The organism is Sphingobium sp. FW306-1B-F04DB, assembly GCF_058781925.1.
Genome location: NZ_JBYSXE010000026.1, coordinates 1 through 17,863 on the forward strand (window position 1 = coordinate 1; position 17,863 = coordinate 17,863).

Genomic DNA, 17,863 nt, shown 5'->3' on the forward strand with positions numbered 1-17,863 from the left:
CGCCCGCCCTCATCCCTTACCGCTCGCGCATGACCGCTCCGCTTCCCCAGACCGATCTTGAAGCCGCCGCCGAGCTCGAGCGGCTCGCCGCCGAGATCGCGCATCACAGCCGGCTCTATCACACCGAGGACGCGCCCGAGATTTCGGACGCCGACTATGACGCGCTGGTGCGGCGCAATACCGCGATCGAAGAGGCGTTCCCGCACCTTATACGCGCCGATTCGCCCAGCAAGCAGGTGGGCGCAGCGCCCGCCGAGCATCTCGGCAAGGTGCGGCACGCGCGGCAGATGTTCAGCCTCGACAATGCGTTCGACGAATCGGACGTGCTCGAATTCGTCGTGCGTGTGCGGCGTTTCCTGGCGCTGGGCGCCGAGGACCGCGTCGCCTTTACCGCGGAGCCCAAGATCGACGGCCTCTCCTGCTCGCTACGCTATGAAAAGGGCGTGCTCGTGCTCGCTGCGACGCGCGGCGACGGGCAAGTGGGCGAGGATGTGACCGCCAATGCACGGACGATCGCCGACATCCCCGAGCGGCTGAAGGGCGACGTGCCCGACGTCTTCGAGGTGCGCGGCGAGGTCTATATGGCCAAGGCCGATTTCGCGGCGCTCAATGAAAGGCTGCTCGCCGAGGCCGGGGACCCCGCCAGGGCGCGGCAGTTCGCCAATCCGCGCAATGCCGCGGCGGGATCGCTGCGCCAGAAGGATCCCGCGATCACCGCCTCGCGGCCGCTGCGGTTCTGGGCACATGGCTGGGGTGAGACCTCGGCAATGCCCGCCGACACGCAATTTGGCGTGATGAAGGCGATCGAGCGCTGGGGGATTCCGGTGAGCGACCTGCTGGTCCGTGCCGAGCTGATCGAAGGCGCGCTCGCGCAATATCGCAAGATCGAGGCGCTGCGCGCCGAACTGCCCTATGACATTGACGGCGTTGTTTACAAGGTCGACCGGCTCGACTGGCAGCAACGGCTGGGCTTCGTAGCCAAGGCGCCGCGCTGGGGGCTCGCGCACAAATTCCCCGCCGAGCAGGCGCAGACGATCCTGCGCGCGATCGACATCCAGGTGGGGCGCACGGGCAAGCTGACCCCCGTCGCGCGGCTCGAGCCCGTCGGCGTGGGCGGGGTGATCGTCACCAATGCAACGCTCCACAATGCCGACGAGATCGAACGGCTCGGCGCGCGGCCAGGCGACCGCGTCGTCGTCCAGCGCGCGGGCGACGTCATCCCGCAGATCGTCGAGGTTCTGACGAAGGATGAGGAGCGGCCAGCCTTCGTCTTTCCCGACAAATGTCCCGAATGCGATTCGGACGCCGTGCGCGAGGAGGGCGAGGTCGATGTGCGGTGCACCGGCGGGCTGATCTGTCCCGCGCAACGCGTCGAGCGATTGCGGCACTTCGTCAGCCGTCAGGCGCTCGACATCGAAGGGCTGGGCGAAACGAGCATCATCGCCTTCTTCAACGACCGGCTGATCGAATCCCCCGCCGACATCTTCCGCCTGACGGCCATGCGCGACGAGCTGATCGGCCGCGAGCGGTGGGCCGAGACATCGGTCGACAATCTGCTCGCCGCGATCGACGCCAAGCGCGCCTCGCCGCTCGACCGATTCCTGTTCGCGCTCGGCATCCGCCATGTCGGCCAGGTGACCGCGCGTGATCTGGCGCGGCGCTATTCGACGATGGGCGCGCTGCGCACGATGATCGATGCGGCGCTCGCCAGGCGCGCCGCGCTGATCCCCGCGGTTGGCGAGAGCGAGGACAAGTTCCGGCAACGCCAGGGCAAGGAGGTGGCGGCGATCGTCGAGACGCCCGGCGTCGGCCCCGAGGTGGCGATGGCGCTGCTCGACTTCTTTGCCGAGGAGCACAACCAGCAGGTGCTGGCTGATCTGCTGGCCCAGATGGATATCCAGCCCGTCGTCCACCAAACGCGCGCCTCGGATGTGAGCGGCAAGACCGTGGTGTTCACGGGCAGCCTCGAGACGATGAGTCGCGACGAGGCCAAGGCGCAGGCCGAATCGCTGGGCGCCAAGGTATCGGGCTCGGTATCGGCGAAGACCGATCTGGTGGTCGCCGGACCGGGAGCCGGCTCGAAGCTCAAAAAGGCGACTGATCTGGGCATCCGTGTGATCGACGAGGCAGACTGGGCCGAGATCGTCACGGCGGCGGGATAGGGGCCATCCTTCACGGCATTTTAACCGCCGAGGTCCATGGTCGTTCTGTGGGGGACGACGTCGATTCGTGGGGGCGAACGACAATTGGGTGCATTTTCGGCGAGGGACGGCCACAAACCCATGGGTCACGTAGAAACCATCAAGGACTCCGCGCCCGACACGGGCGCCGATCGGCGCGGCGCGCAGCGCTTCATGACGATCCTGCGCGTCGGCAAGCTGGTGAACGGCAAGGGGCAGGAGCTGTGCCTGATCCGCAACATCTCGACGGGCGGGCTGATGGCGCATGTCTATGCGCAGCACGAGGTGGGCGATCGCGTCGAGATCGAGCTCAAGTCCGACGAACGGCTTTCGGGCGAGGTCGTCTGGGTCGAGGAGGGACGCGTCGGCGTCCGCTTCGAGGGCGAGGTCGAGGTCAGCGACATACTGACGCACCGCACCGCCGCCGACGGCCGCAAATCGCGTCCGCCACGGATCGAGGTGCAGGGACGCGCGCGAATCAAGGTCGGTGACGAGCGCCACGAGGTGACGGTGCGCGACCTTTCGCAGGGCGGCATCAAGGTCGAGATCGACGAGCAGCTGCGCGTGGGCGAGGACGCGGTGATCACGATCGAGGGGATGCACCCGGTCAAGGGAATCGTGCGCTGGTCGCAGGGCGGCCAGGCGGGGCTGTCGTTCATCAAGCCGATCGCGTTCGACGAACTCATCCGCTGGCTCGACGGGCAGGACCAAGAGGGCGGCGATCAGCTATAGGCGATCAGCCGTCCCGCCGACGCCACGCCCAGCCATATCGCAAGCGAGGCGAATGCCATGATTCGCGCCGCCTGAGGCGCTGCACCGTCCCAGTCGCGCATCCTTCGATTCCATAGCAACCGGAACGCGAGCGCGTTGACGAGCGCAGCGAGGATGAGGCCGAGTTTCCATTGCAATAGCGCCGATGTTGCAAGCGATTTGGCATCGGCGGCAAAGAGCACCGAGCCGCTCGTCGCCATCAGCGCGAGCCCCGCGATCGCCAGCGGCACCACCGCCCGCGACAGCGCCGCCACGGGCAGCGCCCGAAACAGTCCGATGATCCTGAGGTCGAGCAGCCCGATTCCGCCGAGGATCAGCACCAGCCCGAGCAGATGGATGAGATTGGCGACGGGATAGGCCCAGGCCGAACCGCGCGCCCATGCGCCGAAGCCCGATTCCTGGAGTATTGCCGCGAGCTGGGTCAGGGATTCCAAGGGATTAGCGCAGCTCGACCGTCTTGCCGCCCGCGGTGATCCGCTCGATCCGCATCTCCGGGGTGCCATCGCTGCGCGGATAGCCCTCCAGCGTCACCTTCTTGTTGGGGGCAAGCATCTCCTTGGTCAGTCCCCGCGCTTCCATGCGTGCGACGGGCGCCAGGATCACATGCCAGGTGCGCTTCTGATAGACCACCTTTGCGGTGCCGTGAGGATTGCCCCAGCTGAGCGATTGCAGCGGCGCGGTGACCTTGATGACCTTTTTGTCGTCATAGGAACTCCAGCCATGATGCGCGAGCGCGGCGGCGGGGATGGCCAGTGCGATGGCGGCGGCGAGCAGCGGGCGAAGCATCGGCATTCTCCTCGGTTGCCTGAATATACGCCCGATCCGGCGCAAATATCCATCAATCGCCCGGGCCGATTTCGTCCCGGAAGCGCGTTGTGCTATTTTGTTGCAATGGAAACCGAATCTCATGTGCTCGAGCGCCCGCCCGAAGGAGCCGGCGCGGATTGGACTATTCCGCAGAACTGGGAAGCGTATAGCGCGGCCGAACATGCCGTTTGGGACACGCTGTTCGCACGCCAGGCAAAACAGCTGCCGGGCCGCGCGTCGGAGACCTGGCTGCGCGGCATCGACGTGCTGCGCCTTTCAAAGCCGGGCATCCCCGATTTCGAGGAACTGTCCGAGCGGCTGATGAAGTTGACCGGGTGGCAGGTCGTCGCGGTGCCGGGCCTCGTGCCCGATGACGTGTTTTTCGACCATATGGCCAATCGCCGCTTCGTCGCGGGCAATTTCATCCGCCGGCCCGACCAGCTCGACTATATCCAGGAGCCCGATGTCTTCCATGACGTGTTCGGCCATGTCCCGATGCTCGCCGATCCGGTGTTCGCGGATTACATGGCGGCCTATGGGCGGGGCGGGCAACGCGCGCTCGAACATGGTTCATTGAAGCAGCTCGCGCGGCTGTACTGGTACACGGTCGAGTTCGGGCTGATCGAGGAGCCCGAGGGGCTGCGGATCTACGGCTCCGGCATCGTCTCGAGCCATGGCGAAAGCGTCTTCGCGCTCGACGATCCGAGCCCCAACCGCATCCGCTTCGACCTGAAGCGCGTGATGCGGACCGACTACCGGATCGACGACTATCAGCAGAATTATTTCGTCATCCCCGATTTCGAGACGCTGCTGCGCACCACGGTCGAGACCGACTTCGCGCCGCTCTACGAGGAGCTAAAGGGGCTGCCCGACATCGCGATCGCCGACATCCTGCCCGAGGATGATGTGATCACGCACGGCACGCAGGAGTATGCGCGAAGCCGCGCGGCGGGCTGAGCTTCGGCGGATCAGCCGAAGCCGCGGCGTTTCCGCAGCATCAGCGTAGGCCATTCGCCGCGATCTATGCGGCCGGCAAGGCGCAGGCCCTGGCGGCGATAGGCCGTGGCGACGCGGTGCGCCTGGCTGTCGAGCAGGCCCGCGAGAATCAGCGTGCCGCCCTCGTCGAGTTCGGCGGCGATCGACGGTGCTATCTCGATCAGCGGACCCGCGAGGATATTGGCGATGATCAGGTCATAGGGCGCGCGGCGCTTGATGGTCCTGTGTTCGACCCCCGGCGCGACGACGAGCGCGAGCTGCCCCTCGCGCGTGCCCAGCCGGATTCCGTTCACCCCGGCATTGTCGCGCGTCACGTCGATCGCAATCGGATCGATGTCCGATGCCGTCGCGAAGGCACGCGGCCAGAGATGCATCGCGGCGAAGGCGAGCAGGCCCGTGCCGGTGCCGACGTCGATCAGGTCGCGATAGAGATTGCCCTCACGCTTCAGCCGGTCGAGCATCATCAGGCAGCCGGTCGTGGTCTCGTGCTGACCGGTGCCGAAGGCGAGCCCCGCCTCGATCAGAAAGGGCTTGGTGCCCGCCGGAATCTCAGCGGCATTGGTCGAGGTGTGAACGAAGAAGCGGCCCGCGCGGACGGGCTCGAGCCCGGCCTGGCTGAGCGTGACCCAGTCGGCTTCCTCGACCTTCTCGATCTTCGGGGTCAAGCCGGCGGCGCTGGGGATGAGCGCCTTGATGAGTGCGATGGTGACGTCATCGGGTGCAGCCTCGAAATAGGCGTCGAGCTGCCAGTGATCGGGGCGTGCCGGATCTGGCTCGCTCGTCATCAGCACGGGCAGCGGGTCGAGTTCGGCGAGCGCGCCGATGTCCTCTTCGAGCACCCTGGCCTCCTGCGCGGTGCAGGGCAAAGTCAGCTTCCAGCTTTCGTTGGCGGACGCGCCGCCGGACGAAAAATCGGTTCCCGGTTTTTCTGGCGGGCGCTTAGCGGACATAGGACGCTCCGTTGATGTCGAGCACCGCGCCCGTCATCGAGGGCGGGGCGTCGAGCGCGAGGAAGCGCGCGGCCTCGGCGACCTCCTCGGGTTCGGCGACGCGGCCGAGCGGGATGTCGGCGAGCAACTCGTCGCCGCCACGGCTCGAAACATAGTCTTCCGCCATCCCCGTCATGGTGAAGCCTGGACAGATCGCAAAGGCATAGATCCCTTCGGCGGCATAACCCCGCGCGATCGACTTGGTCATGCCGATCATCCCCGCCTTTGACGCGGCATAGTGCCAGTGCGCGGGGCTGTCGCCGCGATAGGCGGCGCGGCTCGCTATGTTGACGATGCGCCCGCCGCCATGTTCGCGGAAATGCAGCACCGCGAGGCGGCTGAGCTCGGCCGAGGCGGTGAGGTTTATCTGCATCGTGCGGTCCCACTGCGCGACCCACTCGTCGTGCGCGGCCTCGAGCGGCGACGCCTCAAAGATGCCGGCATTGTTGACGAGCACGTCGATGCGGCCGTCGAGTCGGTCGAGCGCCGCCTGCCAGAGCGCGGAGGCGCTGCCCGGCACGGCGAGGTCGCAGGCGATCGTAGTGTCCGACGCGGCGCGGCTCGAATGGCCGATGACACGTGCACCGGATTGTGCGAGCCGCGCGACGATGGCGGCGCCGATGCCCCGGCTGCTGCCGGTGACGAGGATATGAACGGGATCAGTCATCCCGGCCCCTTAGAACAGGCCGTGCATGAATCCCAAATGAAGAAAGGTCAGCCCGCGATCTTGCGCAGGAATTCGTCGGCGCCCGTGCGCAGCCGGCCGAAGCTGCCATCGGCCTCTGCGAAGCCGTGGCGCATCCCCTCCATCTGCGCGGTCATGCTCTCGGTGTCGGCGCGGATGGCGGCGATGGTGGAGGACATGGAGTCGGCGGCGAGCGCGGTTTCGTCCACGGCGGCGGTGATCATGGTGACGGTCTGCGCCTGGACTTCCATCGCCTGGCGGATGCGCTGGGCGGAGGTCTGGACCTCGGCGACGGTGTCGCGGATCGAGGCATTGGTGTCGACGGTGGTGCGCGTGGCGGACTGGATCGCCTCGATCTTGGCGGCGATGTCGTCGGTGGCGCGCGCGGTCTGCGAGGCGAGCGACTTGACCTCCTGTGCGACGACCGCGAAGCCGCGGCCGGCGTCGCCCGCGCGCGCGGCCTCGATCGTGGCGTTCAGGGCAAGCAGGTTGGTCTGCCCGGCAATGTCGCGGATGAGGCCGAGGATCGATTCGATCGACTGGGCATGGGCGGAGAGCATTTCGGACATCGAGACCGCCTCGCCCGCCTGTTCGGAGGCGCGCGTGGCGACATCGGCGGCGATCTCGACCTCGCTGCGCGCATCCTCGATCGCGCGGATCAGCCCCGCCGCGGTCTGCGCGGCCTCGCGCATCGCCACCGCCGATTGCTCGGCAGCCGCAGCCACCTCCGACGTCTTGCCGTGCATGCCGCGCGCAGCCTTGACCGCGCTGACCGCCTGCGCCTGGAGGCCCGCGCCGCGCGCGGCGACGTCGGCCACCTCGCCAGCGATCTGTGCGTTGAAGATCTCTGCGTGATGTGTGCGCTGGCGACTGGCCTCGAGCGTGCGGCGTTCATGGACGTAGGACGACATCAGCTCGGCCTCGATCAGCGACATCTGCATCACCGCGCCGGCGAGCCGGGTCATCCGCGCGCAATCATCGCCCACTGCCTCGGCGATGAGCGCGATCGTGTACTGGTGCGAGGTTGCGAGCGCGGCAAGCACGGTGCGCAGCGGCACCTTCGCCTCCTGCGACGCCCAGGCATTGTCGCGCGCCATGTCGGCCCATTGCTGCGCGATCGGGCCCGAATATTTTACGCGGACATAGGCGGTGCTGACATCGAGCATCTTGGCGCGCTGCTGCGCGGTCAGGCGATCGACGATCGAACTTGCGGCCCCATAATGATCCCAGAAACACGCCGCGATGTCGCGCTCGCGCCCCTCGATCAACGACCAGATTTCGAGGCAGTCGCGCGCGAGCGTATGGCCGCGGTCGAAATCCGGCAGGCGTTCTGCCAGCGCGACCTTGATCTCGGTGGCGCGTTCGTAGCGAGGCTGGCTTTTGCCTTGGCCTTCCATGTTCCTCTCCCGTTGCTGCCCTTGCCGGGCGTGGGCGATTAGCGCCGTCCGCCCGCTACGCTGGCGACAAAGCTGTTGGCGCTGGCGCGAAGCGCGCCCAGCTGCGTGTCGAGATTGCCGAAGCCGGTGCCCGCCTGATCGATCTCGGACGCCACACTCTCGGTATCGGCGCGGATGGCGGCGATGGTGGAGGACATGGAGTCGGCGGCGAGCGCGGTTTCGTCCACGGCGGCGGTGATCATGGTGACGGTCTGCGCCTGGACTTCCATCGCCTGGCGGATGCGCTGGGCGGAGGTCTGGACCTCGGCGACGGTGTCGCGGATCGAGGCATTGGTGTCGACGGTGGTGCGCGTGGCGGACTGGATCGCCTCGATCTTGGCGGCGATGTCGTCGGTGGCGCGCGCGGTCTGCGAGGCGAGCGACTTGACCTCCTGTGCGACGACCGCGAAGCCGCGGCCGGCGTCGCCCGCGCGCGCGGCCTCGATCGTGGCGTTCAGGGCAAGCAGGTTGGTCTGCCCGGCAATGTCGCGGATGAGGCCGAGGATCGATTCGATCGACTGGGCATGGGCGGAGAGCATTTCGGACATCGAGACCGCCTCGCCCGCCTGTTCGGAGGCGCGCGTGGCGACATCGGCGGCGATCTCGACCTCGCTGCGCGCATCCTCGATCGCGCGGATCAGCCCCGCCGCGGTCTGCGCGGCCTCGCGCATCGCCACCGCCGATTGCTCGGCAGCCGCAGCCACCTCCGACGTCTTGCCGTGCATGCCGCGGGCGCTCGAGGCGACCTTGCTTGTCTGGACGCGCAGGTCCTCGCTGCCGCGCGAGACGGTTTCGAGCGAGGCACCGATCTTGGACCGGAATTCGTCAGCCATGCGGGTCCGCTCGCGATCGCTGGCAGCGACGATATAGCAGCTGAAGAGCGAGGCGGTGATATCGCCCTCGAGCGCCGAAAGCCGCAGCAGCGCGTCGATCATGCTGAAGAGGCGCGGGTCGTCATGGGGGATCTTGCGGATCAGGATTTCGAGGGCGGCACGATCGCTGGCGATGATCATCGCGCGCAGCGTGGTCGCCTCGATATTGGCGTTATAGGCCTGAATGACCGAGCGTTCGATCGACTCGATCCATGCCATCTGCTGGGTGTTGCAAAAGCGATCGCGCAGGAAGGTGCAGCCGATCTCGATCATCCGGTCATAATCGGCCGCCGACCAGGTGCGTTCATTGGGGAAGCAGATCCGCCAATGATCCCAATAGGCCTTTGAAATCGCGTAGGCATCATCCTCGAGGATCGCCCAGAGATCGCGCGAAACCGAAGCCAGCGTGCCGTCGACGTCGAAGATCGCAAGGCGCTGGGCGATGTCGATCGTTGCGGTGAACGGGGTCGCGTTGGCGGCTGGGGCCGCGCTCCTGATGCTGTCGGTCACGTCTTGCTCCGCTTCGAATTGGTCCGCCCCTTTGAGGGCATCCACATCCCGTAAGCGGAAATGGTTAAAGGCGTGTTAGTCCCGCGATCGGCGCGCGGGCCGCATTGCCTGTTTGCAACCGCGCGCGCTTGTCTTAAGGGGGTGCCGAAAATCACGAGGGGTTAGAAGCATGACAAGCGAGAAAGCTCGGCCGCTTTCGCCGCACATGACGATCTGGAAATGGGGCCCGGCCATGGCCGCCTCGATCGGGCATCGCGTGACGGGCAACGGCCTTGCCACCGTCGGCGCGATGGGGCTGGTGTGGTGGCTCGCCGCCGCCGCGAGCGGGCCCGAGGCCTATGCCACCTTCATGGCCTTCGCGACGAGCTGGTTCGGCAAGCTGATCGGCATCGGACTGACCTGGTTCTTCTTCCAGCACCTCTTCGGGGGGGTGCGCCACCTCGTCCTTGATACCGGCGCGGGCTACGAGCTCAAGACGAACAAGGCCTGGTCGCTCTTCATCTTTGCGGCCGCGCCCGTCGCGACCGCCATTGTCTGGCTCTTCATCTTCTGGAAGGCGCTCTGATGGGTACGGGAACGGGAATCGGCCGCGTCCGCGGTCTCGGCTCGGCCAGGCACGGCTCGCAGCACTGGCTGCGCCAGCGCCTCACCGCAGCGGGCAACCTCGTGCTCGTACTGTGGCTGTTCTTTTCGCTGCTCAGCCTGCCCTCGCTCGATCATGGCGCAGTCGTCGCCTGGCTTTCGAGCCCGATCGTCGCGGTGCCATTCATGCTGATGGTGGTCAGCGTCTTCTGGCATCTGAAGCTCGGCATGCAGGTCATGATGGAAGACTATGTGCATGACGAGGGGCTCAAGCTTCTGAGCCTTGTCGCAATCAATTTCTACGCGGTCGGCGCGGCGGCGCTCGCGCTGTTCTCGATCGCCAAAATCGCATTCACGGGAGCCGCGCTCTGATGGCTGACGCATCGTACAAGATCATCGACCACAGCTACGACACCGTCGTGGTCGGCGCGGGCGGCTCGGGCCTGCGCGCAACGATGGGCGCGGCCGAGGCGGGTCTGAAGACAGCGTGCATCACCAAGGTGTTCCCGACGCGCAGCCACACCGTCGCGGCGCAGGGCGGTATCGCCGCCAGCCTCGGCAACAACAGCCCGGACCACTGGACCTGGCACATGTATGACACCGTCAAGGGGTCGGACTGGCTGGGCGACCAGGATGCGATCGAGTACATGGTGCGCGAGGCGCCTGCCGCGGTCTATGAGCTCGAGCACGCCGGCGTGCCCTTCAGCCGCAATCAGAACGGCACGATCTATCAGCGCCCGTTCGGCGGCCACATGCAGAATATGGGCGAAGGCCCGCCGGTGCAGCGTACCTGCGCCGCCGCCGACCGCACCGGCCACGCGATGCTCCACGCGCTCTACCAGCAGAGCCTGAAGTACGACGCGGACTTCTTCATCGAATATTTCGCGATCGACCTGATCATGGAGAACGGCGCGTGCCGTGGCGTGATCGCGCTGTGCATGGAGGATGGCAGCATCCACCGCTTCCGCAGCCATGCCGTGGTGCTGGCGACGGGCGGATACGGCCGCGCCTATTTCTCGGCGACGTCGGCGCACACCTGCACGGGCGACGGCGGTGGCATGGTGCTGCGCGCGGGCCTTCCGCTGCAGGACCTCGAATTCGTCCAGTTCCACCCGACGGGCATCTATGGCGCGGGCGTGCTCATAACCGAGGGCGCGCGCGGCGAGGGCGGCTACCTCACCAATTCGGAGGGCGAGCGCTTCATGGAGCGCTATGCGCCCTCGGCCAAGGATCTCGCCTCGCGCGACGTCGTATCGCGCTCGATGGCGATGGAGATGCGCGAGGGCCGCGGCCATGGCCAGCACAAGGACCATATCCACCTGCACCTCGATCACATCGATCCCAAGGTGCTGGCCGAGCGCCTGCCGGGCATCACCGAGAGCGGCAAGATCTTCGCGGGCGTCGACCTTACGCGCCAGCCGCTGCCCGTCAGCCCGACCGTCCACTACAATATGGGCGGCATTCCCTGTAACTATCACGGCCAGGTCGTGACCAAGGTCGGTGACGATCCCGAGGTGATCGTCCCCGGCCTTTACGCGGTGGGCGAGGCGGCATGCGTCTCGGTCCATGGCGCCAACCGCCTCGGCTCCAACTCGCTGATCGACCTTGTCGTGTTCGGTCGCGCAACCGGCCTGCACCTCAAGGAAACCCTCAAGCCCGGCACAACGCACAAGCCGCTTCCCAAGGATTCGGCTGACTTCGCGCTCGGCCGCATCGATCACTTCCGCAATGCCAAGGGCGGCTCGCCGACCGCGCAGGTCCGTCTCGAGATGCAGCACACGATGCAGAGGCACGCCGCGGTGTTCCGCGACACTGCGCTGCTCGCCGAGGGTGTCGAGCTGATGCAGAAGGTCAACAGGCGGATGACCGATCTCGCGGTCACCGATCGTTCGCTGATCTGGAACACCGACCTCGTCGAAACGCTCGAGCTCGACAACCTGATGGCGCAGGCGGTCTGCACGATGGAGAGCGCGAACAACCGCAAGGAAAGCCGCGGCGCCCACGCGCACGAGGATTTCCCCAATCGCGACGACGCGAACTGGATGAAGCACACGATCAGCTGGTTCGAAGGCTGGGGCGGCAAGGGCGGCAAGGTGACCCTCGATTACCGCCCGGTCCACGACTACACGCTGACCGACGAGGTCGAGTACATCAAGCCCAAGGCTCGGGTGTATTGAGCGCCTGACGAGGGAATAGCCGGTGGACGCCTATTCCCTCGTCAAGACGCTGCATATCCTCAGTGCGACCGTCATCTTCGGGACGGGTATCGGAACGGCCTTCTTCTTCCTCGCTGCGCACCATACGCAAGAGGGCCCCGCCCGGTTGTTTGCGGCACGCACCACGGTGCTTGCCGACTTCCTGTTCACGACGCCGGCCGTGCTCATCCAGCCGCTCAGCGGCGGATGGCTGATCTGGCAGGGCGGCTTCGACTGGGCGGATCGCTGGCTGATCTGGACCTACATCCTCTATTTCGTCGCTGCGCTCTGCTGGGTGCCGGTAGTATTCATCCAGATGCGGCTCAAGACGCTGCTGCTGCGCCGACATGCCGGTGAGGCGATCGACGAGGCGGGCTATTCCCGGCTGCTTCACCGGTGGTTCGTGCTCGGCTGGCCGGCCTTTGCGGGGCTAGTCGCGGTGTTCTGGCTGATGGTTGCCAAGCCTTCATGGTGAGCCGCGTGCTGGTCATCGGCGGCTATGGCAATTTCGGCGGCTATATCGGCCGTGAACTGGCCAAGGAACCGGCGATCCGGCTTTTGGTGGGCGGCCGATCCGGCGAGAGGGCGGAGACTTTTGCAGGCGCGCTCGACGCGCACAATGCCGCAGAGGGGCATGCCATCGATATCGATGGCGATCTTTCGGCGGCGCTGGCGCGGATCCGGCCCGACATTGTGATCCACACCACGGGGCCCTTCCAGACGCAGGATCACCGGGTTGCGCGGGCATGCATTGCCGCAGGGTGCCACTATCTCGATCTGGCGGATGCGCGGGACTTCGTTGCGACGATCGGCGCGCTGGATGAGGCGGCGCGAGAACGCGATGTCCTGGTGGTCAGCGGCGCGAGTTCGGTGCCGTGTCTGACCGCCGCCGTGATCGACGACGCGCGCCCCCGCTTCGCCCGGCTCGAGGCGGTCGACTATGGTATCAGCGCGGCCCAGCAGACCAATCGCGGACTGGCGACCGCGTCCGCGATTCTGAGCTATGTGGGCAAGCCTTTCCGATCGCTCCGCCATGGCAGCGAAGAGCGGATATTCGGCTGGCAGGATATCCATAGCGAGGTCTATCCCGAGCTTGGCCGTCGCTGGTTCGGAAATTGCGATATCCCTGATCTGGCGTTGTTTCCGGAGCGCTATCCTGAGCTTCGCTCGATCCGTTTTTCGGCGGGGCACGAGATCGCCGTGCTGCATTGGGGCACATGGCTTTTGAGCTGGCTAGTTCGTTTGCGGCTGTTGCCGCTGCTGGATCGGCATGCGAAGGCACTGCTCCGTACGTCCTTTCTGTTTGATCCGCTGGGAAGCAGCCGCAGCGGCTTTCACATGAAGCTCTCGGGTATCGGGCATGATGGCGCGGCGCGCGTGCAGCGTTTCTTCATTATCGCGCGATCGGGGCACGGTCCCTATATTCCCTGCATGCCGGCGATACTGCTTGCGAAAAGGCTCGCGCATGGCGTGGCGTTGCCCCGCGGTGCGCGACCCTGTCTCGATCTGATCGCGCTGGATGAGTATCTGGCGGCGCTGGAGACGCTCGACATTTCGGTGATCCGCGATGCATGAACGGCACGCCCATGAATACCGGAGCGATCCGGCGATGCCGGATTTCGACGATTCGAAGCCGCTGTTCGTCTTCGATGGCGTATGCGTGCTCTGCTCGGGTGGCGCGGCGTGGTTGATGCGCCATGATCGCCAAGGACGCGTCAACTTCACCTCGGCGCAGTCGCCGCTAGGACAGGCGCTCTACCGGCATTTCGGCATGGAGATGGACGAAACCTACCTGCTGATCGATCGTGGCCGGGCCTTTAGCATGAGCGGGGGATATTTCCGCCTTTTCGCGATCCTCGGCGGCTGGTGGACACTATTGCGACCTCTATCGCTGATTCCGCGTCCGATACGCGACTGGGTCTATGGCCTGATCGCCGCGAACCGCTATCGCTGGTTCGGCAAGGTCGAAACGTGTGCGCTGCTGAGCGAGGATCAGCGCCGCCGCCTGCTCTGAGCCTCACCGCCAGCGCAGGTTGCTGCGCGACAGCTCTGATACCGACCGCACCCCCATCAGCTTCATGTCGCGCTCGATCTCGTCTCTGAGCCGGCCGAGCGCGCGTTCGACGCCCGGCTGGCCCGCGGCGGCGAGCGCGTAGAGATAGAGGCGGCCGCCTGAGCAGGCCTTGGCCCCGACACTCAATGCCTTCAGGACGTGACTGCCGCGGCGGATGCCGCCGTCGCAGATGACGTCGATCCGGTCGCCGACCGCGTCGACGATCTCGGCAAGCTGGTCGAAGGGGGCGCGGCTGCCGTCGAGCTGGCGGCCGCCATGGTTGGAGACCATGATCGCGCTTGCGCCGATATCGACCGCGCGGCGCGCATCCTCCACCGACATGATGCCCTTCAGGCAGAATTCGCCGCCCCATTCGGCGCGGATCGCCTCGGCCATTTTCCAGTCCATGGACTGGTCGAGCATGGTGTTGAAATAGTCGGCAACCGAGAGTGCGACATTGGTGCCCTCAGCCACATGATCCTTGAGGTTGGAGAGCTCGAACTTCTCGCAGAAGAGATAATCGAGCGTCCAGCGCGGGTGCGTCGCGAAGCTCAGCGCCGAGCGCGGGGTGAGGCGCGGCGGCGAGGTGAAGCCCGTGCGCAGGCAGCGCTCGCGGTTGCCCCCTACGATCGTGTCGACGGTCAAGGTCAGTGCGTCGAATTGCGCGTCCTTGCACCGCTGGATCATCGCATGGTTGAGCCCCCTGTCCTTGTGGACATAGAGCTGGAACATCCTGGGCGTGGAGATGGTCCGGCCGACCTCCTCGATGCTCACCGTAGCGAGCGAGGAGATGCCGAAGAATGTGCCGAACTTCTCCGCGGCGCGTCCGACCCCGCGCTCGCCCTGCCAGTGGAAGAGGCGCTGGAGTGCGGTGGGCGAGAGGAAGAGCGGCATCGCGATCTTCCTGCCCATGACGGTGGTCGACATGTCCACCGCCTCGACGCCCGCAAGGACGTTGGGGACGAGGTCACAGCCTTCATAGGCCTCGGTGTTGCGGCGGTACGTCACCTCGTCGTCGGCGGCGCCGTCGATATAATGGAAGACAGGGCCAGGGAGGCGGCGTCGGGCGAGACGGCGGAAGTCGTCGACATTGTGACAGTGCTTCAGCCGCATGCGCCTTCCTTCCTCAGATCAGTCGTAGCTTTCGCGCGGTCTTGCCGAGCGCCGCACGGTCGGCATGGGGCAGCGCGAAACGGCAGCTTGCCCAGATCGCGGCGGCCGCGATCAGGCTGACCAACGGGAACTGGACGATATCGGGCTGAAGCTTGGCGGCGGGGATCGCGAGCGCGAGGCCGGGAAGCGCGATGAGGATCGCGATAAGCGCGGTGCGCGCGAAAGGGCGTTCGAACGGGTGGACGCTATCATAACGGTGGAGCTGGAAGAGCGGGATGATCGCGGCGACGATGAAGCCTGCGCTCGTCGCGAGTGCCATGCCCGTCAGCCCGAAGCGCTGGACGAGCGGCCAGCCGATCGCGGCCGCGGCGGCGAGGCCGATCGCGCTGGCGACCACCTGCTGGCGATAGCCGCCGATCACCTGCTGCACGGGCACTGCCGCGCCGAACACCGCCTCGGCCATGCGCGCAAGGATCAGGACGACGAGTGCGGCATGCGCGGCATCGGCGCCGCGCCCGAACAGCCCGAGGATCGCTTCGCCGCCGCCGGCCATCGCGCAGCCGAGCGGAACGACGATCGCCACCGCGAGCCGCGTTGCGAAGGCGTAGATCGGCTGGACCTCGGCCTTGCCACCATGCGCCGCCGCCGAGGCGAGCGGGGCGAGGACATAGGCAAAGGCGGTGCGCACGAGCTGGACGACGCTCGAGATCTTGCGGGCGATCGTATAAAGCCCGGCCGCGGTCGCACCCGCGGCGCCTGGGATCAGCGCGTTGAGGATGATCGGGGGCGCGTCGCCGAACAACCGCGCAACCGCGTTGGCGGGCAGGATGGCGAGGCCCGCGCGGAAGGTATCGAAAAAGACCGGATCGATCAGCGGCCCGCGCAACAACAGGCGCAGATCATATTGGCGCGCGAGCAGACGGATGCTCAGCAGGCAGATGACGCCAAGCGAGATCAGGTGCGCGGTGAACAGCGCCATGATGCCGAAACCGGCGGCGTAGAGCGCAGCGGCGAGGATCAGCCGAATGATCTGCTCCCAGAAGATGCGCAGTCGGATCTCCGCCCCGAAGACGCGGCGCGCTCGCAGCGCCGAGGTCGATATCTCGACAAAAGCCCATAGCGGGAGTGCCCAGACGAAGAGGCGCACGGCACCGACGAGCATCGCCTGGTCGCGCGGGGCCGCGTTGAACAGCGGCGCGACCTGCGGCGCGAGCAGCGAGATCAGGGCAGCGACGGTGAGGCACGGGACGACGCCGATCAGTAGCGCCGACCGCAGCGCGGCGACTGCATCGCGCTCGGTCTTCGCTTGCGGCACCACCCTTTGCAGCGAGGATGTCATGCCCAGATCAGCGATATTCTCGATCAGGTTCACCGCCGCCCACAGCACCGCGTAGATGCCGTAGCCCGAAAGCCCGAACAGCCAGACATAGACGGGTTGGGAAACAACATCGATCACCCCGCCGAGGCGCGCGAGCAAGGTGGTGCCGAGCCCCTTGGCGAAGTCGCGGCTGGTGACGGGGTCGCGCGGCGCTGTGGTCATCGCGCGGTGATCGACGCGCGCCGCATGCTTGTCAACGCGGGGGTGCATTGTAATTGTCTACTAAATTACTATACAAAGTCCTCGTTCCCTCCCAAGGTGTTGCAATGCCCCATCCCAATACGCTCCGCATCGCGCCCGCCGACAAGGCCCGGCTCAAGATCATGTTCCTCGCCAAACATGCGCTTTCGGGTGGCGTCCCGCATGCCGAAGACGGGACGCACGCGGTCTATCACCATGAAATGCTGACCACGCTTCGGGAGATCGGGCTCGATGTGACGCCCGCCGACAGCTATGCGGCGCTGTTCGATCGGCCCGATGTCGATTTCGTCGTGACGCTGCTCAACCGCGGCGGCTTCGTGAACAGCGAAATGCTTGGCCCCCTGCTGCTGCGCCGCCACGGCCTGCCCTTTCTGGGCGCCGCGCCGATCCTGCGGGGACTGTCCGACGACAAGCATCTGATGAAGGCGGTCGCCGAGCGGCGCGGCGTCCCCGTGACGCCCTGGGCGATCACCCGGCAGGGACAGGGAGGCATACGCGAGCCCGATTTCGTCTGGCAGCGGCTGGTCGTCAAACCCAATGCGAGCTCGGCGAGCTGGGGGGTGAAGATCATCGACAACTGGGTCGAGGCGCGCGACCATGCAGAAGGGATCCTGGCATCGGGGCACGACGTGATCATCGAGCCTTATGCGCCGCTGATCGACATCGCGGTGCCCGTAGTCGGCGCCGACGGACCGTGGCTGTTGCCGCCCTTCGGCTATTACCCCGTCGATCGTCCGGGCGATGTCAGGTCCTATGAGGAGAAGCGCAATCTGATAGCCACGGGCGACGATCCGCTCGAGGCGATCGGCGACCGTGCGCTGGTCGCGCGGCTCGAAATGTACGTGCGCGCGATGCTGCCCGAGCTTTGGCCGTTCGACTATGGCCGCTTCGAATTCCGCCACGACCCCGCGACGGGCGAGGTGCGCTTCATGGAAGTGAACCTTTCGTGCAACCTCTGGTCGAAGAAGACGATCAGCCGTTCGGCGCGTTCGCTGGGCGTGAGCCACGCCGAACTGGTCGAGACGATCGTCGCCCACAGCATGGAACGGCAGGGGCTGATCCGTGCCGAGCGCGTGCGGCTGGCGGCGTGATGCC

The 17,863-nt window shown here is 66.3% G+C and carries 18 protein-coding genes; 10 read left to right on the plus strand and 8 right to left on the minus strand.

What is annotated here, in order from left to right:
* The first annotated feature begins 29 nt into the window (after positions 1 to 29).
* Positions 30 to 2,162, plus strand: coding sequence for an NAD-dependent DNA ligase LigA (ligA, locus tag AC3WJD_RS12580; RefSeq protein ID WP_492747050.1), 2,133 nt, complete (start codon positions 30 to 32; stop codon positions 2,160 to 2,162).
* Positions 2,163 to 2,282: 120 nt separating this feature from the next.
* The gene (locus tag AC3WJD_RS12585) at positions 2,283 to 2,912 is read left to right on the plus strand and encodes a PilZ domain-containing protein (protein WP_492747000.1); all 630 of its coding nucleotides are present in this window, start codon (positions 2,283 to 2,285) and stop codon (positions 2,910 to 2,912) included.
* Here the strand turns inward: AC3WJD_RS12585 and AC3WJD_RS12590 are convergent.
* Together AC3WJD_RS12590 and AC3WJD_RS12595 are read right to left on the minus strand one after the other, a co-directional pair.
* On the minus strand, positions 2,903 to 3,385 hold the full coding sequence (locus tag AC3WJD_RS12590; RefSeq protein ID WP_492747001.1) for a hypothetical protein: 483 nt from the start codon (positions 3,383 to 3,385) through the stop codon (positions 2,903 to 2,905). The two genes, AC3WJD_RS12585 and AC3WJD_RS12590, sit on opposite strands and share 10 nt — an antisense overlap.
* Before the next feature lie 4 nt (positions 3,386 to 3,389).
* A complete protein-coding gene (locus AC3WJD_RS12595) occupies positions 3,390 to 3,737 on the minus strand; it encodes a DUF6152 family protein (RefSeq protein WP_492747002.1) in 348 nt (115 codons plus the stop codon).
* 105 nt (positions 3,738 to 3,842) lie between these two features.
* Here AC3WJD_RS12595 and phhA point away from each other — a divergent pair, with 105 nt between their 5' ends.
* Positions 3,843 to 4,715, plus strand: coding sequence for a phenylalanine 4-monooxygenase (gene phhA / locus AC3WJD_RS12600; protein WP_492747003.1), 873 nt, complete (start codon positions 3,843 to 3,845; stop codon positions 4,713 to 4,715).
* Positions 4,716 to 4,726: 11 nt separating this feature from the next.
* Here phhA and AC3WJD_RS12605 read toward each other — a convergent pair whose 3' ends face one another.
* Genes AC3WJD_RS12605 through AC3WJD_RS12620 form a run of 4 tightly spaced genes read right to left on the minus strand, consistent with a single transcriptional unit; the run spans position 4,727 to position 9,009 of the window.
* Complete coding sequence (locus AC3WJD_RS12605) at positions 4,727 to 5,704, minus strand: 50S ribosomal protein L11 methyltransferase (RefSeq protein WP_492747004.1); 978 nt, start codon at positions 5,702 to 5,704, stop codon at positions 4,727 to 4,729.
* Positions 5,694 to 6,410, minus strand: coding sequence for an SDR family NAD(P)-dependent oxidoreductase (locus AC3WJD_RS12610; RefSeq protein WP_492747005.1), 717 nt, complete (start codon positions 6,408 to 6,410; stop codon positions 5,694 to 5,696). The genes AC3WJD_RS12605 and AC3WJD_RS12610 overlap by 11 nt, the downstream gene beginning before the upstream one ends.
* A gap of 47 nt (positions 6,411 to 6,457) precedes the next feature.
* Positions 6,458 to 7,825: a methyl-accepting chemotaxis protein gene (locus tag AC3WJD_RS12615; protein ID WP_492747006.1), complete on the minus strand. Its 1,368-nt coding sequence runs from the start codon at positions 7,823 to 7,825 to the stop codon at positions 6,458 to 6,460.
* Positions 7,826 to 7,863: 38 nt separating this feature from the next.
* Entirely contained in the window at positions 7,864 to 9,009 is a 1,146-nt protein-coding gene (locus tag AC3WJD_RS12620; RefSeq protein WP_492747051.1) for a methyl-accepting chemotaxis protein, read from the minus strand.
* A 406-nt stretch (positions 9,010 to 9,415) separates the two neighbouring features.
* Here AC3WJD_RS12620 and sdhC point away from each other — a divergent pair, with 406 nt between their 5' ends.
* The 6 genes from sdhC to AC3WJD_RS12650 are packed head-to-tail and all read left to right on the plus strand — an operon-like array spanning position 9,416 to position 14,037.
* Complete coding sequence (sdhC, locus tag AC3WJD_RS12625) at positions 9,416 to 9,811, plus strand: succinate dehydrogenase, cytochrome b556 subunit (RefSeq protein ID WP_492747007.1); 396 nt, start codon at positions 9,416 to 9,418, stop codon at positions 9,809 to 9,811.
* Entirely contained in the window at positions 9,811 to 10,200 is a 390-nt protein-coding gene (gene sdhD, locus AC3WJD_RS12630) for a succinate dehydrogenase, hydrophobic membrane anchor protein (protein ID WP_492747008.1), read from the plus strand. Before sdhC ends, sdhD begins: the two co-directional genes overlap by 1 nt.
* Positions 10,200 to 12,005 carry a succinate dehydrogenase flavoprotein subunit gene (gene sdhA / locus AC3WJD_RS12635; RefSeq protein WP_492747009.1) on the plus strand — a complete coding sequence of 602 codons (1,806 nt, stop codon included), beginning with the start codon at positions 10,200 to 10,202 and terminating at the stop codon, positions 12,003 to 12,005. The genes sdhD and sdhA overlap by 1 nt, the downstream gene beginning before the upstream one ends.
* A gap of 22 nt (positions 12,006 to 12,027) precedes the next feature.
* Positions 12,028 to 12,498 (plus strand): DUF2269 family protein, encoded by a 471-nt coding sequence (locus AC3WJD_RS12640; protein ID WP_492747010.1) that lies wholly within the window; start codon positions 12,028 to 12,030, stop codon positions 12,496 to 12,498.
* Between the two features lie 5 nt (positions 12,499 to 12,503).
* The gene (locus AC3WJD_RS12645; RefSeq protein WP_492747011.1) at positions 12,504 to 13,598 is read left to right on the plus strand and encodes a saccharopine dehydrogenase family protein; all 1,095 of its coding nucleotides are present in this window, start codon (positions 12,504 to 12,506) and stop codon (positions 13,596 to 13,598) included.
* A gap of 34 nt (positions 13,599 to 13,632) precedes the next feature.
* The gene (locus AC3WJD_RS12650) at positions 13,633 to 14,037 is read left to right on the plus strand and encodes a thiol-disulfide oxidoreductase DCC family protein (protein ID WP_492747012.1); all 405 of its coding nucleotides are present in this window, start codon (positions 13,633 to 13,635) and stop codon (positions 14,035 to 14,037) included.
* 3 nt (positions 14,038 to 14,040) lie between these two features.
* Here the strand turns inward: AC3WJD_RS12650 and AC3WJD_RS12655 are convergent, their stop codons facing one another.
* Both AC3WJD_RS12655 and AC3WJD_RS12660 read right to left on the minus strand, forming a co-directional pair.
* Positions 14,041 to 15,189 (minus strand): alpha-hydroxy acid oxidase, encoded by a 1,149-nt coding sequence (locus AC3WJD_RS12655; protein WP_492747013.1) that lies wholly within the window; start codon positions 15,187 to 15,189, stop codon positions 14,041 to 14,043.
* 13 nt (positions 15,190 to 15,202) lie between these two features.
* Positions 15,203 to 16,777, minus strand: coding sequence for an oligosaccharide flippase family protein (locus tag AC3WJD_RS12660; protein WP_492747014.1), 1,575 nt, complete (start codon positions 16,775 to 16,777; stop codon positions 15,203 to 15,205).
* 56 nt (positions 16,778 to 16,833) lie between these two features.
* On the opposite strand from AC3WJD_RS12660, the gene AC3WJD_RS12665 reads away from it, so the two are divergent.
* Positions 16,834 to 17,859 carry a D-alanine--D-alanine ligase family protein gene (locus tag AC3WJD_RS12665; RefSeq protein ID WP_492747015.1) on the plus strand — a complete coding sequence of 342 codons (1,026 nt, stop codon included), beginning with the start codon at positions 16,834 to 16,836 and terminating at the stop codon, positions 17,857 to 17,859.
* Positions 17,860 to 17,863: the final 4 nt, after the last annotated feature.

Bases quoted from the DNA above. Each gene is read 5' to 3' on its own strand.
- sdhC (WP_492747007.1), top strand. From the start codon at position 9,416: ATGACAAGCGAGAAAGCTCGGCCGCTTTCGCCGCACATGACGATCTGG.
- AC3WJD_RS12620 (WP_492747051.1), bottom strand. From the start codon at position 9,009: ATGATCGAGATCGGCTGCACCTTCCTGCGCGATCGCTTTTGCAACACC.
- AC3WJD_RS12610 (WP_492747005.1), bottom strand. From the start codon at position 6,410: ATGACTGATCCCGTTCATATCCTCGTCACCGGCAGCAGCCGGGGCATC.
- AC3WJD_RS12655 (WP_492747013.1), bottom strand. From the start codon at position 15,189: ATGCGGCTGAAGCACTGTCACAATGTCGACGACTTCCGCCGTCTCGCC.
- AC3WJD_RS12615 (WP_492747006.1), bottom strand. From the start codon at position 7,825: ATGGAAGGCCAAGGCAAAAGCCAGCCTCGCTACGAACGCGCCACCGAG.
- AC3WJD_RS12605 (WP_492747004.1), bottom strand. From the start codon at position 5,704: ATGTCCGCTAAGCGCCCGCCAGAAAAACCGGGAACCGATTTTTCGTCC.
- AC3WJD_RS12650 (WP_492747012.1), top strand. From the start codon at position 13,633: ATGCCGGATTTCGACGATTCGAAGCCGCTGTTCGTCTTCGATGGCGTA.
- AC3WJD_RS12585 (WP_492747000.1), top strand. From the start codon at position 2,283: ATGGGTCACGTAGAAACCATCAAGGACTCCGCGCCCGACACGGGCGCC.
- ligA (WP_492747050.1), top strand. From the start codon at position 30: ATGACCGCTCCGCTTCCCCAGACCGATCTTGAAGCCGCCGCCGAGCTC.
- sdhD (WP_492747008.1), top strand. From the start codon at position 9,811: ATGGGTACGGGAACGGGAATCGGCCGCGTCCGCGGTCTCGGCTCGGCC.
- AC3WJD_RS12660 (WP_492747014.1), bottom strand. From the start codon at position 16,777: ATGCACCCCCGCGTTGACAAGCATGCGGCGCGCGTCGATCACCGCGCG.
- AC3WJD_RS12595 (WP_492747002.1), bottom strand. From the start codon at position 3,737: ATGCTTCGCCCGCTGCTCGCCGCCGCCATCGCACTGGCCATCCCCGCC.
- AC3WJD_RS12665 (WP_492747015.1), top strand. From the start codon at position 16,834: ATGCCCCATCCCAATACGCTCCGCATCGCGCCCGCCGACAAGGCCCGG.
- phhA (WP_492747003.1), top strand. From the start codon at position 3,843: ATGGAAACCGAATCTCATGTGCTCGAGCGCCCGCCCGAAGGAGCCGGC.
- sdhA (WP_492747009.1), top strand. From the start codon at position 10,200: ATGGCTGACGCATCGTACAAGATCATCGACCACAGCTACGACACCGTC.